The organism is Amycolatopsis sp. NPDC102389 (assembly GCF_044765885.1).
In the GTDB taxonomy this organism is placed as follows: domain Bacteria; phylum Actinomycetota; class Actinomycetes; order Mycobacteriales; family Pseudonocardiaceae; genus Amycolatopsis.
Map to the genome: position 1 here is coordinate 53,535 of NZ_JBIWKX010000030.1, position 14,212 is coordinate 67,746.

Annotated in this window: 17 protein-coding genes; 7 read left to right on the forward strand and 10 right to left on the reverse strand. The window is 69.1% G+C overall.

Annotated elements, in window-relative coordinates:
• Nucleotides 1-8 precede the first annotated feature (8 nt).
• Nucleotides 9-749: a hypothetical protein gene (locus tag ACIRGA_RS24070; RefSeq protein WP_400944658.1), complete on the forward strand. Its 741-nt coding sequence runs from the start codon at nucleotides 9-11 to the stop codon at nucleotides 747-749.
• Nucleotides 750-752: 3 nt separating this feature from the next.
• Here ACIRGA_RS24070 and ACIRGA_RS24075 read toward each other — a convergent pair whose 3' ends face one another.
• A complete protein-coding gene (locus ACIRGA_RS24075) occupies nucleotides 753-1,760 on the reverse strand; it encodes a hypothetical protein (protein WP_400944660.1) in 1,008 nt (335 codons plus the stop codon).
• 94 nt (nucleotides 1,761-1,854) lie between these two features.
• On the opposite strand from ACIRGA_RS24075, the gene ACIRGA_RS24080 reads away from it, so the two are divergent.
• Complete coding sequence (locus ACIRGA_RS24080; RefSeq protein WP_400944662.1) at nucleotides 1,855-2,646, forward strand: DUF2470 domain-containing protein; 792 nt, start codon at nucleotides 1,855-1,857, stop codon at nucleotides 2,644-2,646.
• Here the strand turns inward: ACIRGA_RS24080 and ACIRGA_RS24085 are convergent.
• Nucleotides 2,643-3,104 carry a PPOX class F420-dependent oxidoreductase gene (locus ACIRGA_RS24085; RefSeq protein ID WP_400845865.1) on the reverse strand — a complete coding sequence of 154 codons (462 nt, stop codon included), beginning with the start codon at nucleotides 3,102-3,104 and terminating at the stop codon, nucleotides 2,643-2,645. The genes ACIRGA_RS24080 and ACIRGA_RS24085 overlap by 4 nt on opposite strands.
• Nucleotides 3,105-3,127: 23 nt before the next feature.
• Here ACIRGA_RS24085 and ACIRGA_RS24090 point away from each other — a divergent pair, with 23 nt between their 5' ends.
• The 3 genes from ACIRGA_RS24090 (at nucleotide 3,128) to ACIRGA_RS24100 (ending at nucleotide 5,862) form a co-directional block, all read left to right on the forward strand.
• Complete coding sequence (locus ACIRGA_RS24090; protein ID WP_400944664.1) at nucleotides 3,128-3,925, forward strand: CPBP family intramembrane glutamic endopeptidase; 798 nt, start codon at nucleotides 3,128-3,130, stop codon at nucleotides 3,923-3,925.
• Between the two features lie 13 nt (nucleotides 3,926-3,938).
• Nucleotides 3,939-5,150, forward strand: a complete 1,212-nt coding sequence (locus ACIRGA_RS24095) for an arginine deiminase (RefSeq protein WP_400944666.1) — start codon at nucleotides 3,939-3,941, stop codon at nucleotides 5,148-5,150.
• Between the two features lie 157 nt (nucleotides 5,151-5,307).
• Nucleotides 5,308-5,862, forward strand: a complete 555-nt coding sequence (locus ACIRGA_RS24100; protein WP_400944668.1) for a ferritin — start codon at nucleotides 5,308-5,310, stop codon at nucleotides 5,860-5,862.
• 67 nt (nucleotides 5,863-5,929) lie between these two features.
• Here ACIRGA_RS24100 and ACIRGA_RS24105 read toward each other — a convergent pair whose 3' ends face one another.
• From ACIRGA_RS24105 to ACIRGA_RS24120, 4 genes are all read right to left on the reverse strand, one after another.
• Nucleotides 5,930-6,772 (reverse strand): hypothetical protein, encoded by an 843-nt coding sequence (locus tag ACIRGA_RS24105; protein ID WP_400944670.1) that lies wholly within the window; start codon nucleotides 6,770-6,772, stop codon nucleotides 5,930-5,932.
• A complete protein-coding gene (locus ACIRGA_RS24110) occupies nucleotides 6,769-7,281 on the reverse strand; it encodes a SigE family RNA polymerase sigma factor (RefSeq protein WP_400944754.1) in 513 nt (170 codons plus the stop codon). The genes ACIRGA_RS24105 and ACIRGA_RS24110 overlap by 4 nt, the downstream gene beginning before the upstream one ends.
• Before the next feature lie 205 nt (nucleotides 7,282-7,486).
• Nucleotides 7,487-7,840 carry a DUF952 domain-containing protein gene (locus tag ACIRGA_RS24115; protein WP_400944672.1) on the reverse strand — a complete coding sequence of 118 codons (354 nt, stop codon included), beginning with the start codon at nucleotides 7,838-7,840 and terminating at the stop codon, nucleotides 7,487-7,489.
• A 58-nt stretch (nucleotides 7,841-7,898) separates the two neighbouring features.
• Entirely contained in the window at nucleotides 7,899-8,780 is an 882-nt protein-coding gene (locus ACIRGA_RS24120) for a DUF5926 family protein (RefSeq protein WP_400944674.1), read from the reverse strand.
• 289 nt (nucleotides 8,781-9,069) lie between these two features.
• Between ACIRGA_RS24120 and ACIRGA_RS24125 the strand changes: the two genes are divergently transcribed.
• Nucleotides 9,070-9,282: a hypothetical protein gene (locus ACIRGA_RS24125; RefSeq protein ID WP_400944676.1), complete on the forward strand. Its 213-nt coding sequence runs from the start codon at nucleotides 9,070-9,072 to the stop codon at nucleotides 9,280-9,282.
• Nucleotides 9,283-9,331: 49 nt separating this feature from the next.
• Nucleotides 9,332-10,501: a cytochrome P450 gene (locus ACIRGA_RS24130; RefSeq protein ID WP_400944678.1), complete on the forward strand. Its 1,170-nt coding sequence runs from the start codon at nucleotides 9,332-9,334 to the stop codon at nucleotides 10,499-10,501.
• Between the two features lie 333 nt (nucleotides 10,502-10,834).
• Here ACIRGA_RS24130 and ACIRGA_RS24135 read toward each other — a convergent pair whose 3' ends face one another.
• From ACIRGA_RS24135 to ACIRGA_RS24150, 4 genes are read right to left on the reverse strand one after another with little or no spacing between them, the layout of a single operon-like run.
• Nucleotides 10,835-11,737, reverse strand: a complete 903-nt coding sequence (locus ACIRGA_RS24135) for a DUF4328 domain-containing protein (RefSeq protein WP_400944756.1) — start codon at nucleotides 11,735-11,737, stop codon at nucleotides 10,835-10,837.
• A 59-nt stretch (nucleotides 11,738-11,796) separates the two neighbouring features.
• Nucleotides 11,797-12,147 (reverse strand): rhodanese-like domain-containing protein, encoded by a 351-nt coding sequence (locus tag ACIRGA_RS24140; RefSeq protein ID WP_037315627.1) that lies wholly within the window; start codon nucleotides 12,145-12,147, stop codon nucleotides 11,797-11,799.
• Nucleotides 12,148-12,194: 47 nt separating this feature from the next.
• Entirely contained in the window at nucleotides 12,195-13,826 is a 1,632-nt protein-coding gene (locus tag ACIRGA_RS24145) for a cation acetate symporter (protein WP_400944681.1), read from the reverse strand.
• Nucleotides 13,823-14,167, reverse strand: a complete 345-nt coding sequence (locus tag ACIRGA_RS24150) for a DUF485 domain-containing protein (RefSeq protein WP_400944683.1) — start codon at nucleotides 14,165-14,167, stop codon at nucleotides 13,823-13,825. Before ACIRGA_RS24150 ends, ACIRGA_RS24145 begins: the two co-directional genes overlap by 4 nt.
• Nucleotides 14,168-14,212 lie beyond the last annotated feature (45 nt).

Here is a 14,212-nt window from a genome sequence, read left to right on the forward strand (position 1 = left end):
CCTCGGATATGCGCTTCGTCCGTGAGCTAGCCGAACCGTGGGGACTGCTCCTCGCGGCGACGTCGGCGGGGGCGGCCTGGGCGGTGCAACTGCCGACGCTCGCCGCGCTCGGTGTCGGCGTCACCGTGCTCGCCGCCCGCGCCGGGGTCGCCGCCGCCACGCGCCCGAAACCCTTGCTGGAGGCCGAAGAACGGCCGCTTCCCGACGTCGAGCCCGGCTCACCCGAGGCGGGCTGGCTGCGGCGTGCGGAGGCCGCGGCCGATGGCTTCCGGTCGATCTCCGCCTCACTCGACACCGGCCCGCTCGCCGACCGGGTGGCGGGCATGGAACCGGTGGTGCGGGAAACCGTCGACACCCTCCGGCGGCTGGCCGCTCGCGCGTCCGCCACCGGGAAGGCCTTGGCGCGCGTGGACTTGGGCGCGGTGTCGGCCGAGAAAGCCCGGCTGCGCAAGGATTTGAAGACCGCCGACGACGACATCCGCGGCGATCTGACCCAGTCGCTCGAGGCCGTGCAGGCACAGGAAGACGTGCACACGCGGCTTTCGGGCGCGCAGCGGAAACTGCTGGCACAGCTGCGATCCGGCGCGCTCGGCCTCGACGGCCTGGTCGCCAGGGCGGCCGAACTCTCGGCCGCCACCGGCGACGCGTTGCTCGACACCACCACGATCGGCGAGTTGAGCGAGCAGCTGGAAGGGATCAGGCGGGGTGTCGTGGAGACCGAGGAGGCGACGCGGCGCTCTCTCGGCTGACCGTCACCGGCCGAATCGGACCGGCCCGAAAACCGCGTGTCCCGGCACGCCCGCCTTCGCCGTCTTCCCGGCCGCCGGCACGCCGAGCACCCACAGCCGTCCGGTCGCGGCGATGTTCGCGGCCAGCGACGGATCCGAGCCGCCCGCCTGGACCGTGACCTCGCGGCCGTCCGGCAGGACCGTCCGGCCCTTCACGGTGACCATGCCGAAGAAGTTGACCGACGCCGGCCCGGACACGACGGCGAGTTCGGTCCACCGCGGCTCGGGCAGCTTCCTCAGCAGCACAACGGCGACGACGGCGAGCCCGACCGCGCCCACCGCGAAGCCGTAGCCGACAAACGACAGGAACTTCACCATGACGCCGTCCCACCGCGGATAGTCCACCGCCGTCCAGAAGGCGAACGCGCTCGCGACGAGCAGCATCACGGCGGCGAGGAAGTAGTACGCCGAAAGCAGCCTCCGCTGCGCCGCGAGAATCCGGCCCGGCGACACCGGCTCCGCGGCGAAGGGGACGGAGCCCTTCACCGGGTTGTCGCGGAACGCACCACGACGCGGGACGACGACACCGGGCAACACGACGAACCGCCCGAGCACCCAGAGCCGCCGCTGCGCCGCGAGTTGCGTCCGGAGCGGGACGGGGAACCGCACGACGAGCCACCGCCCGTCCAGGGGAACGCTCACCCGCGAACCGGCGACCAGGGCGCCGTCCAGCCCGCTCACCAGGCGGAACGGCTTGTCGGTGAGTTTGCGCATCGGCGAGGATCCGGCAAGGGAGGAGTAGCCCAAGTAAAGCGAAGACGGTGTCATGAAGACGAGGAGGGCCGTGGGCACGGCGATCCCGTGCCCTCCGGAGATCGCGAGCACGACACCCAGCACCACTGCCAGTCCGGTCGCGATGGTCATCGTTCCGGTGGTCGCGGTGTTGCGATCGAGAAGGGGTCTCAGGACCGGCATGTTCAACGCCGGAATCCCTTCGGGTGGTTCGAGCACCCGGATTCTGTGGTCTTCCACCAGGTCAACGTATACGGATGCGGTGAGACGTGATCCAGGCTACTTCCACTGAACGGCCAGATCAGGTTAGGCTCACCTAACTAGGAGGTGAGCCGTGACCACACCGACGTCCATCCGCCGCCCGCCGGCGCCGAACCCCGCGGAACGCGCGAAGACGATCGCCACCCGCAACGGGCCGGCGACGCTGATGCCGACCGCCGAGCAGCGTGACCTGCCTGGACAGTGCGGCCGTGTCATCCCCGAGCTGCACCACGTGCATCCGAGCGGCAGCGTCAGCATCCTGCTGCCGGACGAGCACCACCTGGTGAAACGCGCGCACGAGGCCCAGCGCGGCGAGCTCGCGGTGATGGTCGAACTGACCGATCAGGCGCCGGTCGACCTGCGCGAGCCCATCCGCGGGCTGCTGTGGATCACGGGCTGGCTCCGCCCGCTTTCCGAGGTCTCGGCACGGGCCCGCGCGGTCTCCATCGCCGAAACCCGGCCGGACGAGCGGCTTCTGGACGTCGGACACGGCCTGACGCTGCTGAGGCTGACCCCGGCGTCACTGGTACTGGCCGACGCCGAGGGCACGCACTCGCTCCGGCCGCATATGTTCAGCGCCGCGCCGCCGGACCCGTTCCACGACTACGAGGCCGCGTGGCTGCGGCATCTGGAGACCGACCACGCCGACGTCGTCCAGCAGCTCGCCAAGCACGTGCCCGCCGAACTGCGCGGCGGCTGGATCCGGCCGCTCGGGCTGGACCGCTACGGCCTGCGGCTGCGGGTGGAGGCCGACTCGGGCGACCACGACGTCCGGCTCGCGTTCTCGCGGCCGGTCGACGGGCCGCATCAGCTGAGCGGCGAGATCCGCCGTCTCGTCGGCTGCCCGTACTTTCCGCAGGGTTAGGCCAGTTCGGCCGGGAAGCCGCCCTTGGCGATCGGGCCCCACGATTCGATGGTGACGCGGATGATGCTCTTGCCCTGCTTCACCATCGCTTCGCGGTACTCGTCCCAGTCGGGATGCTCACCGGAGATCGCGCGGAAGTAGTCGACCAGCGGCTCGACCGAGTCGGGCAGGTCGAGTACCTCGGCCGTGCCGTTCAGCTGGACCCACTGGTCGTTCCACTCGTCGGAGAGGACACAGGCGGACACCTTCGGCTCGCGTCGCACGTTGACGACCTTCGCGCGCTTCGGGTACGTGGAGATGACCAGGCGGCCTTCTCCGTCGACGCCGCAGGTCACCGGGGAGAGCTGGGGTCCGCCGTCGGCCTTGGTGGTCATCAGGATGGCGCGGTGGCGGGTGGACAGGAAGTCGACCAGCGCGGCGCGGTCGACGGTTTCGTTGGTCGCGATGCTCCTTGGCATGCCCCGACGGTAACGTGCGGCCGATGAGCTGGCTGCGTCCCGAACGCCCGGCGCTGCCGGAATTCGTGGAAGATCCGGCACGCCGCCGCGCGATCGTCATCGAACTGGTCGTCGTCTTCGGCATCACCCTCGGCCTGTCCGGGCTGCGCAGTCTGCTGTCCCTTGTGGACTCGCTGCTGCAGCCCGTGCCGCTGGCGCGGCAACAGGCCCAGCTCAACGTCCCCCAGGCGACGCTGAGCCTGGTCGACCTGCTCAAGCAGCTCCTGAGCGCGGGCCAGCTGGTGGGCTGGGGCGCGCTCGGGCTGTACCTGTTGTGGCGCGGCGGGATGAAGCTCGCGGAGATCGGCCTCGACAAACGGCGGCCCAGCCGCGACGTCGTCCACGGGCTCCTGCTCGCCGCGGTGATCGGGATTCCGGGGCTGGGGCTGTACTTTCTCTCCTACAGCCTCGGGTTCAGCCTGTCGGTGCAACCGTCCACTTTGGGCGAGACGTGGTGGCGGCCGATCACGCTGACGTTGTCGGCCTTCGGCAACGCGTTCGCCGAAGAGGTGCTCGTCGTCGCGTATCTGCTGACCCGGCTGCGGCAGCTCGGCTGGCGTGAGAACACCTCGCTGGCCGCGTCTTCGGTGCTTCGCGGGTCGTATCACCTGTATCAGGGTTTCGGCGGTTTCGTCGGCAACGTCGTGATGGGCCTGGTGTTCGGCAGGCTGTGGCAGAAGACGAACCGGCTGTGGCCGCTGATCGCCGCGCACACCGCGCTGGATTTCGTTTCCTTCGTCGGATACGCGCTGCTCAAAGGGCGAGTTTCCTGGCTTCCCTAGCTAGTGTGAACCGGTGATTGACGAGACGACTCCACCCCGAGTTGACAGCGAAGTCGGCCCCCTGCGTGCGGTGCTGCTGCACAGGCCCGGCAACGAGCTCAAAAGGCTCACGCCTCGCAACAACGACCAGCTCCTGTTCGATTCCATCCCCTGGGTGGACCGCGCGCAGGAGGAGCACGACGCGTTCGCCGAGGTGCTGCGCGGCCGCGGTGTCGAGGTGCTGCTGCTGGCCGACGCGCTGCGCACGGCGCTCTCGGACACCCGCGCCCACGCGGCGGGCGTGCACGCGGCCGTCGACGAGCGGCGACTCGGACCCGACCTGGCCGATTCGCTCCGGTCCCATCTGTCGAGCGCCGCCCCGGCGACGCTGGCCGAGGTCCTGATGGCGGGCATGACCTTCGAGGAACTGCCGGCCGCCGAAGGCGCCTCACTGGTCCGGCTGATGAACCACCCGAACGACTTCGCCGTCGATCCGCTGCCGAACCTGCTGTTCACCCGTGACTCGTCGGCCTGGATCGGCGACCGGGTCGCGGTCTCCTCGCTCACCATGCCCGCCCGCGTCCGCGAGACCGCGGTGCTGGACCTCATCTACGCCTACCACCCCTGGTTCCGCCACGCCGCCCGCGCGTACGGCGCGCACTCTGCGCCGATCGAGGGCGGTGACGTCATGCTGCTCTCGCCGGGCGTTCTCGCCATCGGCGTCGGCGAGCGGACGACCGCGGCGGGCGCGGAGTCGCTGGCGCGGTCGGTGTTCGCCGACGGGATCGCGCACACCGTGCTCGCCGTCCCGATCCAGCAGACCCGCGCGACCATGCATCTGGACACCGTCTGCACGATGGTCGCGGCCGACGCCGTCGTCATGTATCCGCTTTCCCGTGATTCGCTGACCGCGTTCACGATGCGCCCGACCGACGACGGTTCGGTGAAGGTGGAAGGCCCGGCCCCATTCCTCACCGCGGCCGCCGAAGCAATGGAAATCGAACGGCTTCGCGTCATCGACACCGGGCTCGATCCGGTCACCGCGGAACGCGAGCAATGGGACGACGGGAACAACACCCTCGCCCTCGCGCCGGGCGTGGTCGTCGGATACGAACGTAATGTGGAAACCAACGCGCGCCTGGCGGAAGCCGGTATCGAAGTCCTGGCCATCACGGGCTCCGAGCTGGGCTCCGGCCGCGGCGGCCCGCGCTGCATGTCGTGCCCGATCCGGCGCGAAAGCATCTGAACCGGAAATAAAGTAAGCCTTCCCTAATTGATTTCATTTGATTAGGGAAGGCTTACTTTATTGAGGCGGGGCTATTGTCGGTAATGATAACCTAATAGGGGGTACATCACCAGAGAAAAGTGGAAATCGAATAGGGACATGACGTATCGTCGAACACATGGCCCTCACCAAGAAACAACCGCGCTCGAAGTTCTACGAACTGCTGCAGGCGCAGATCCACAACGAGTTCAACGCCTCCCAGCAGTACATCGCGCTGGCGGTCTGGTTCGACGCCGAGGACCTGCCGCAGCTCGCGAAGCACTTCTACAAGCAGTCCGTCGAAGAGCGGAACCACGCGATGGCGCTGGTCCAGTACATGCTGGACACCGACCACCACGTGGAGATCCCCGGCACCGGCGAGGTGCGCAACGACTTCTCCGACGTCCGTGAGCTCATCGAGCTCGCGCTGCAGCAGGAGAAGGACGTCGCGACCGACATCCAGCAGCTGGCCAAGGCCGCCCGCGCCGAAGAGGACTACATCGGCGAGCAGTTCACTCAGTGGTTCCTCAAGGAGCAGGTCGAGGAGATCTCCCAGATGTCCACCCTGCTCAACATCGTCAAGCGCGCGAACGGCAACCTGTTCGAGGTGGAGAACCACCTGCACCGCGAGTCCATCGGGGACGGCGGCGGCGCCGACCCGGGCATGCCCCCGGTCGCGGGCGGCGCACTCTGACCAACGCTCCCACCACGGGAAAACCCGGGCCCTCCTCTTGGAGCGGCCCGGGTTTTCTTCGTTCGCCTCAGCTGAACTGACAGTCCTGGTTGATGCTGGTCAGCAGGATGCTGACGGCCGCACCGTCGTTGGACACGAAGATCCGGTACGCGCTCACCGCGCTGACCGGCGCGACGTAAGCGCTGCCGTCCTTGGTACTGCCGGGATAGGCGGCGAGGATGTCCTCCTCGGTCGAGCCGACGCCGATCCCCTCCGGGGTGTGCACCGTGCCCGCCGGGTTGATGACGGTGATCCCGTCGCTCTCGGTCAGCGACACCGACGTCGGCCCCGGGACTGCGGCCCCCTCCGCGTAGCCGTAGGTGCAGGCGCCACGGACCTCTTTCGCCCGCAGCGGCCCGGCGGTGGCTTCCGCCTCGGACTCGCTCATCCCGAGCCGTAGCTTGCCGAAGCCGGCGGAGGTCAGCAGCGCGCCAGAGGTCACCTTGCCCTGTGGGGGCGGCTTCGTGGCCGAGGTGCTCTTCGACGGCTTGGCCGGCCCATCGGAGATCGTCGAGTGCGGCGGCACGGTCGTCTGATTCGGCGGCGCCACCGGCGAGGACGACGGCGGCGCCGAACTTCCCGGCCCCGGCTGCGCCAGGCTCGACGACGCCGCCCCCATGGTGAGCTGGTCGCCGCCGGGGAAGGCCGCGCCGTTGTCCTTGTCGTGGATCGTGAAGACGGCGAGCCCGCCGCCCAGCATGACCACCGCGGCGGCCATCCCGCTCGTCGTCTGCATCAGCTGACGGCGGCGACGGCGACGGCGGGCGCCCGCGACGATCGTCTCGGGATTCAGCGTGGACCCCGCGCCCAGCCGCTCATCAGAGAACAGGTCACGCAGCTGGCGCTGCACGTCCTCTTCGGACATGTTCATCCCGCTTCCCTCCCTTCGTCCTTGGGCTCGAACAACGCGAGCTTCGTCCGCAGCGACGCGATCGCCTTGCTCGCCTGGCTTTTGACGGTGCCCTGGCTGACCCCGAGCGAATCCGCGATCTCCGCTTCGGAGAGCCCTTCGTAGTAACGCAGGACCATCACCGCCCGTTGCCTCGGCGGCAACGCGCGTAACGCCTGCCACAGCGGCTCGTGCTCGAACGGATCGGCCGGGCTGTACGGCTGGACGTCCGGCAGGTCGGCGACGAGGCTCTCGCGTTTGGTCCGGCGCCAGCGGCTGATATGCGCGTTGGCCATCGAACGGCGGATGTAGGCCATCGGGTCGCCGGTCTTGTGCTGGACGTACGACCAGCGTGAACCGATCTTCTCCAGCACGGTCTGGACCAGGTCGGCGGCGTCGTGCGGGTTCCCGGTGAGGGCGTGCCCGTACCTCAGCAACCCCGGCAGGCCGGCCCGCACGAAGTCGCCGAAGTCGGTGAGCTCACCCGGCACGTCACTCCTCCGGCTCTCGCCGGCCTCCCAGACGTCCGTGCCCGGCATGACCGTCGCGGCAGCGGTCACCGTATCGCCTCCTCCCGGGTTCACCCGGCCAGGCCCGCCTGGCCCACCTCTCCCGAAACGCATGACCGCCCCCACAGGTTGTCTCTTGCCGCGAACTCTTTCGGGAGACGCCCGGTCGGGTGAGGAGTTGCCTGTCTCAACGTCTCGACACCGTCTCGGGAATTCTGAACGAACCGTCCCCCTGAACAGGGAATTCGTGGACGGCCACCACGGCGTTACGGGGTATCGGCCCGTACACGTGCGGGAACTGGAGACCGGCCGGATGCGGCGGGTTCCCGTCCTCCCAGACGACGGGCGCGCCGACGAGCGCCGGATCGATCTCCAGCAGCACCAGATCGGTGCGGCCGGGGAACACGGCGTTGGCCGGGATATGCGCCGTCCCCGGGTCCGAGCAGTGGATGAAGCCGTCGGATTCGAGCGACGCGGCGGTGTAGACGCCGCCTTCGGGCACCGCGGCCCAGTCGGCCTCGGGGCAGATATGGAGGATCACGCACCCATCCTCGCGCATTTCGTCCTCTAAACGCGGAGGACGAAACGCGCGGGAAGGGTCAGCGGATGGTGAGCTGGCGGCCGATCAGGCCGTCGCGCGAGCGGCGCTCGGCGGCGTTGAGCGGCTCGGTGTCGAGCGACTTCAGCGCGGCCTCGAGGCGGGTGCCGAGCTGGTCCTTCGCGTCGGCCCACTCGCGGGCGTGGGCCTCGGGGTCGAGATCCCACACCGGGACGAGCAGCCCGTGCGCGCGGAACGAACCGGCGTAACGGGACCCCTCGCCGAGGCCGAGCTCGCCGGCCGCGGACAGCCGCGCAAGCGCTTGCAGCAGCAGATTCTCCGGCTCGGGGCGGACCCAGCGCAGGTGCGCCTTCTCGCCGGCGAGCACCCAGTACGCGCCCGCGCCGAGGCGTTCGGTCGGCATGATCGCCGCGTTCGCGCGCTCGAGGGACAGCGCGACGTCTCCGCTCGCGTCGGCGTCTTCGGGCAGCCACCAGGCGAAGTCGTTGTAGAGCGTGACGTCGAGTTCGGCGTTCGTGTCGAGCAGGTCCTGCAGGCGGGCCTTCTCGTCGGCGGCAGGCGGCGTGGTGGTGTCCGGCACGGACAGCACGTCACCCTCCTTGGCCTCCAGCACCCACTGGAGCGCCCGGCCGAGGTCGCGGCTGATGTCCGAGGACCGCGTCTGCACCTGCATCCCGATGTAGCGCTCACCGTCGGACCGGACGAACGCGGCCGCCGCCATCGGCAACACCGTGCCGAGGGTGACCTTCTCGCCGGAACCCAGCGTGAGCGCCGCCGTCGCCGACGGGACGAACTCGCGCAGCGCGATCAGTTCGGTCTCCGCCGCGAGCCCCTCGAAGGGCTGGCCGACGAAGACGTCGCGCACCTTCGGCTTGCGGTCCGAGGTCGTCTTGGGACCCTTCTTGCGCGAACCCTTGCCCACGTCAGCCTCCTCAAAGCTCGGTTCGGAACGCTATCGCGGGAAGGCACGCGCCCGGTAAGGCCCCCGGGGTTGGTGACGAAGACCGCGCGGACGACACCCCGACGGCCACCGGATCGACCGGATCGGCGGGTTTCAGCGGCCATCCGGGTACCACGCGAACGTGACTGAAAACGGTTGTCATCATCCGGACGATCTAATCGCGGGTGATCAGCCTGCCGTTTTCCCCTCACCGCACCGAATACTCGATCACGGCGCCATCCGGTGCCGTAGTGCGGAGAAGGGATCACAGATGAGCACCTCGAAGCGCCGGGCCGCGTTGGCCGCGGTTCCCGTGGCACTCGGCCTGATGCTGGCCGGGCCCGCGGCGGGCACGGCTTCGGCCGCGCCGCAGACCGACAGAGCCGATCAGGCCCGGCATTGCCTGCTGTTGTGCGGCGGCCCGCACCACGGGCATCACCACCACGGGCTGCACCTGCACCTGGGGCTTTGGCTGCATCTGTAGCTCCCTGCCGCGCCGGGGCGGCCACCCCGGCGCGGGTTACAGTCGGCGAGTGTTCGACCTCGCCGACCCGGCCTTCCTCGCGAATCCGTATCCGTACTTCGCCGAGCTCCGCGAACGCGGCGAAGTCCACCGTCACGATGGCCTCGGCATCGCCGTGGCGGTGTCGCACGCGGCGTCGGCCGCCGTCCTGCGGCATCGCGGGCTCGGCCGGATCTGGCAGGACGCGCTGCCGGTGGAGCGGTTCGCGTCGTTCAACCTGCTGCACCGCAACTCGCTGCTGGAGAACGAGCCGCCCGCCCACACGCGGCTGCGGCGGGTGATCGCGGGCGCGTTCGGGCGCGGGCACGTCCAGCGGCTGCGGCCGATGGTGGCCGAACTCGCGGACGGCATGGTCGCCCGCCTCGCCGCCGAGATCGCCGAAACCGGCTCGGCCGATCTGCTGGCGCACCTCGCGCAGCCGCTGCCGGTCGCGGTCATCGCGGAACTCCTGGGCGTCCCGATCGAGGACGGCCCGCGCATGGTCACCCTTTCGAACGACATCGTGAAGATGTACGAGTACGGACTCGCCGAAGAGAAGCGCGACGCCGCCGAAGCCGCCTCCGCGGAGTTCGTCGAGTACCTGCGTGACGTCGCGAAGCAGCGCGCGGCCTCCCCCGGCGACGACATCGTCAGCGACCTCCTGCGCAGTGAACTCACCGAGGACGAACTGGTCGCGACCGCGGTCCTGCTCCTGATGGCCGGGCACGAGGCGACGGTGAACGTCATCGGGAACGGCGTCAACGCGCTGCTGACCCACCGCGACCAGTGGGAGCGGCTGGTGGCCTCCCCGGATCTCCTGGACCCGTGCGTCGAGGAGCTGATCCGCTTCGACGCACCGCTTCAGCTCTTCGAGCGGACGGCGACCGCCGACGTCGAGATCGCCGGGTTCCGCGTGGCCGAGGGCGAGAAGATCGGCGCGCTCCTCGGCGCCGCCGCGCGAGACCCGAAGGTGTTCGACCGGCCCGACACCCTCGACATCGGCCGCACGCCGAACGCGCACCTCGGCTTCGGCATGGGCATCCACTACTGCGTCGGCGCGCCGCTCGCGCGGGTGGAGATCGCGGCCGCGCTGAGCTTCCTGGCCTCGAAGCTGCCGGGGTTGAAGCTTGCCGAGACTCCGGAACGACGGCCGGAGTTCGTGATCCGCGGCCTGCGCTCGCTCCGGGTCACCACGGGCTAGGGATACTCGACGACGACCTCGTGGAGCGCGGCGTTGCGGCCGCCTGGCCCACCACGCCGCAGCGGTAGCAAAGGTCCCTTGCTCTCTTTCCGCAGGTCAGGCCTGGGGCATGAACCTGGAGACCCCTAAGACTGTCCACAAGGGACATCTTTCGGCGACCAAAGGTCTTATTTATGCCTGTATGTGCGGTTTGCGAGGGCGGTCGTGAGTGGCAAGTAGGGTTCTAACCCTCTTTATCACTCACGACCCCCGCGCAAGACCGCGCAAGTTACCCAAATCGGGCACCACTGCCTCGCCTTGAGTCCCTTATGGACAGTCAAGCAGACCCGCAGGTCAGCGCACCGAAGAGGCCGGGCGTTCGCGCCGTTCCGGGTCCGGAACCCCATCCACCTTCAGCACCCGAAGCAGCCGAAGGCGCTTCTCCGCAACGGGAGCGAGCAGCCCGGACATCCGCTTCACGAGCAGCGCCGTCACCACCGCCAGCCCGGCCGCGGCCAGATCGGTCAGCGCGACCAGCACGACCCCGTCGGCCAGCGCCTGGACGCCGTCACGGAACCGCCAGACGATGACGAGCGTGAGCAGTAGCCAGTTGAGCACCCAGACGCCCCACCAGACCAGCACGAGCCGCGACGGCTTCGGCCGGGTTTCCCGCGTGCGGCGCAGGACGGCGTGTTCGAGTTCGGCGACCACCGGCAGCACCATGAGCAGGTTCACCACCGGCACCAGCACGAACGCCAGCACCTGCCGTTGCCGCCTCGGCGGCGCCTCGCCGGTGACGTCCGCGGCGGCGTGCCTGGCCACGAGCAGCCACCACACGGTGAGCCCCGACGGCAGCAGCGAAAGGATCGTCGTGAGCAGGCCGGCGGTGATCACGAAGCTGTCGGAGACCGAGACCACGGACGTCGACAGCGCGGAGTCGCGGCTCTGCACGAGCAGGACGTAGCGCCAGATCTCCGCGGCCGACGCGACGACGGCGAGGCCGGCGAAGGTCCACAGCACCGGCAGGAGGCTGCGCGTGATCACCCGCAGCCGCTCCCCCGCGGTGACCTCGCCGGACGCGGTCCCCGGTACGGCGGTCGGACGGCGCCAGACCAGGTTCGGGAAGCCCCACCTCGGCGGGACCGGGTAGGACGGCGGGCCGGAGTAGCGCTCGGCCACGGGTTCACGCCGCCGCGGCCAGGCGCCGGGCGGCGGCGAAGCGACCCAGCGGACACGATGACGCACCGGCTGCCGCATCGGCGCGGGACGCACCGGCGGCAGTGGCGCTCGCGGCGGGTAGTGGCCTGGCTGCACGGTTACAGCACTTCGGGCTCGACGCCGGGATGGTCGCCGACCATCGGGCGCCCCTCCTGCTGCCAGGAGCCCATCCCGCCGGCGACGTTCACCGCGTCCCAGCCGCTCGCGTTGAGCCACGCGGCGGCGCGCGCGGACCGGCCACCGCTGCGGCAGATCACGTAGACCGGCTGGTCGTCGGGCAGATCGTCGAGTTCACCGACGCGCGCGGGCAGCTCACCCATCGGGATGTGCTTGGCGCCGGGGGCGTGCCCGGCGGCCCACTCGTCGTCCTCGCGGACGTCGAGCAGCGCGACACCGTCCTTCGGCAGATCACGGACGGCGACGGTCGGGATGTCAGCAGGGCTCACCACCCTGCCATCCTCGCATCCCGTCCCGTTGCGCGCGCGTGAAGAACAACTCAATGCTTGACGGCTTTTTCCGCCCCGGCGCCAGTGAGCGAGCGGACCTCCATCTCGGCGTACTTCTTCTGGTTGTGGTCCTTGGACAGCACGGTGCCGAGCCAGCCGAGGAAGAACGCCACGGGGATCGAGACGATGCCGGGGTTGTCCAGCGGGAACCAGTGGAAGTCGACGCCCTGGATCATCGAGGCGCTCTTGCCGGTCTTCGGATCGATGGGCTTACCCGACACCGCCGGCGAGAACACGATCAGCAGCACGCAGACCGCGAGGCCGCCGTAGATGCTCCACAGCGCGCCCTGGGTGTTGAACCGCTTCCAGAACAGCGAGTAGAGGATCGTCGGCAGGTTCGCCGACGCCGCCACCGCGAACGCGAGCGCCACCAGGAACGCCACGTTCTGGTTCTTCGCGAGGATCCCGCCGACGATCGCGACCGCCCCGATCACCAGCGCGGTGATCCGCGCGACGCGGACCTCGCTGTCGGCGTCGGTCTTGCCCTTCTTGATCACGTTGGCGTAGACGTCGTGCGCGAACGACGCCGAGGCGGTGATCGTCAGCCCCGCGACCACCGCGAGGATCGTCGCGAACGCCACCGCCGCGATGAACCCGAGCAGGATCGGGCCGCCCAGTTCGAGTGCCAGCAGCGGTGCCGCCGAGTTGGTCGTGCCCGGCGCCTTCGCGATCACGTCCGGGCCGACGAGCGCGCCGGCACCGTAGCCGAGCACCAGCGTGAACAGGTAGAAGATGCCGATCAGCGCGATCGCCCACACCACCGAACGGCGCGCGTCCTTCGCGGTCGGCACGGTGTAGAAGCGCATGAGCACGTGCGGCAGGCCCGCGGTGCCGAGCACCAGCGCGATGCCCAGCGACAGGAAGTCGAGCTTCGTCGTACCGGTCTTCCCGTACTGCTTGCCCGGCCCGAGCAGCGCTTCGCCTGCCTTGCCGCCCTTGTCGACGGCGGCCTGGAACAGGTTGGAGAGGTTGAAGCCGTACTTCCCGAGCACCCACAGCGTCATCGCGAACGCGCCCGCGATGAGCAGGACGGCCTTGATGATCTGGACCCAGGTGGTGCCCTTCATCCCGCCGATCAGCACGTACAGGATCATGATCACGCCGACGACGGCGATCACCAGGTCCTGGCCGAGGTTCCCCTCGATGCCGAGCAGCAGGTTCACCAGGCCGCCCGCCCCCGCCATCTGCGCGAGCAGGTAGAAGAACGACACGGCGAGCGTGGAGATCGCGGCCGCCGCGCGGACCGGGCGCTGCTTCATCCGGAACGCCAGCACGTCGCCCATGGTGAACTTGCCGGTGTTGCGCAACAGTTCCGCGACCAGCAGCAACGCCACCAGCCACGCGACGAGGAACCCGATCGAGTAGAGGAAACCGTCGTAACCGTTGATCGCGATCGCACCGGCGATACCCAGGAACGACGCCGCGGAAAGATAGTCGCCCGAGATCGCGATCCCGTTCTGCGGACCGGTGAACGCGCGTCCCGCGGCGTAGTAGTCGGACGCGGTCTTCGTATTCCGGCTCGCCCGGAAAACGATCACCAGCGTGATCGCGACGAACACCGCGAAAATGGTGATGTTGAGCGCCGGATTGCTGCCTTGGACGCCCGCTGCCAGCGTTTTCACCGTTCGGCCCCTTCGACCTCGTGCCGGATCTTGTCGGCGAGCGGATCGAGCTTCCGGTTCGCGTACCGGACATAAAGGCCGGTGATCACGAAGGTGGACACGAACTGCAGCAGGCCGAAGACCAGGCCGACGGTGATGTTGCCGAAGAGTTTGGTGCTCATGAACGCGGTCGCGTAGTCGGCGAGGAGCACGTAGAGCAGATACCAGAGGAGGAACAGCGCCGACACCGGGAAAACGAATACCCGGAGCCGTCGGCGCAGCTCGGTGAATTCCGGACTCGACTGGACCTTTTCCCAGTCGGATTCCGGTTCGGACCCGAGGTCTTGATCGGTCTCGCTCACGTCGGTCCTCCCACCTGCCGCGACCATTCGGTGACTTCGTTGTCA

Bases quoted from the DNA above. Each gene is read 5' to 3' on its own strand.
- ACIRGA_RS24070 (WP_400944658.1), top strand. From the start codon at position 9: ATGCGCTTCGTCCGTGAGCTAGCCGAACCGTGGGGACTGCTCCTCGCG.
- ACIRGA_RS24105 (WP_400944670.1), bottom strand. From the start codon at position 6,772: ATGAACATGTCCGAAGAGGACGTGCAGCGCCAGCTGCGTGACCTGTTC.
- ACIRGA_RS24125 (WP_400944676.1), top strand. From the start codon at position 9,070: ATGAGCACCTCGAAGCGCCGGGCCGCGTTGGCCGCGGTTCCCGTGGCA.
- ACIRGA_RS24135 (WP_400944756.1), bottom strand. From the start codon at position 11,737: ATGCGGCAGCCGGTGCGTCATCGTGTCCGCTGGGTCGCTTCGCCGCCG.
- ACIRGA_RS24085 (WP_400845865.1), bottom strand. From the start codon at position 3,104: ATGCCAAGGAGCATCGCGACCAACGAAACCGTCGACCGCGCCGCGCTG.
- ACIRGA_RS24090 (WP_400944664.1), top strand. From the start codon at position 3,128: ATGAGCTGGCTGCGTCCCGAACGCCCGGCGCTGCCGGAATTCGTGGAA.
- ACIRGA_RS24100 (WP_400944668.1), top strand. From the start codon at position 5,308: ATGGCCCTCACCAAGAAACAACCGCGCTCGAAGTTCTACGAACTGCTG.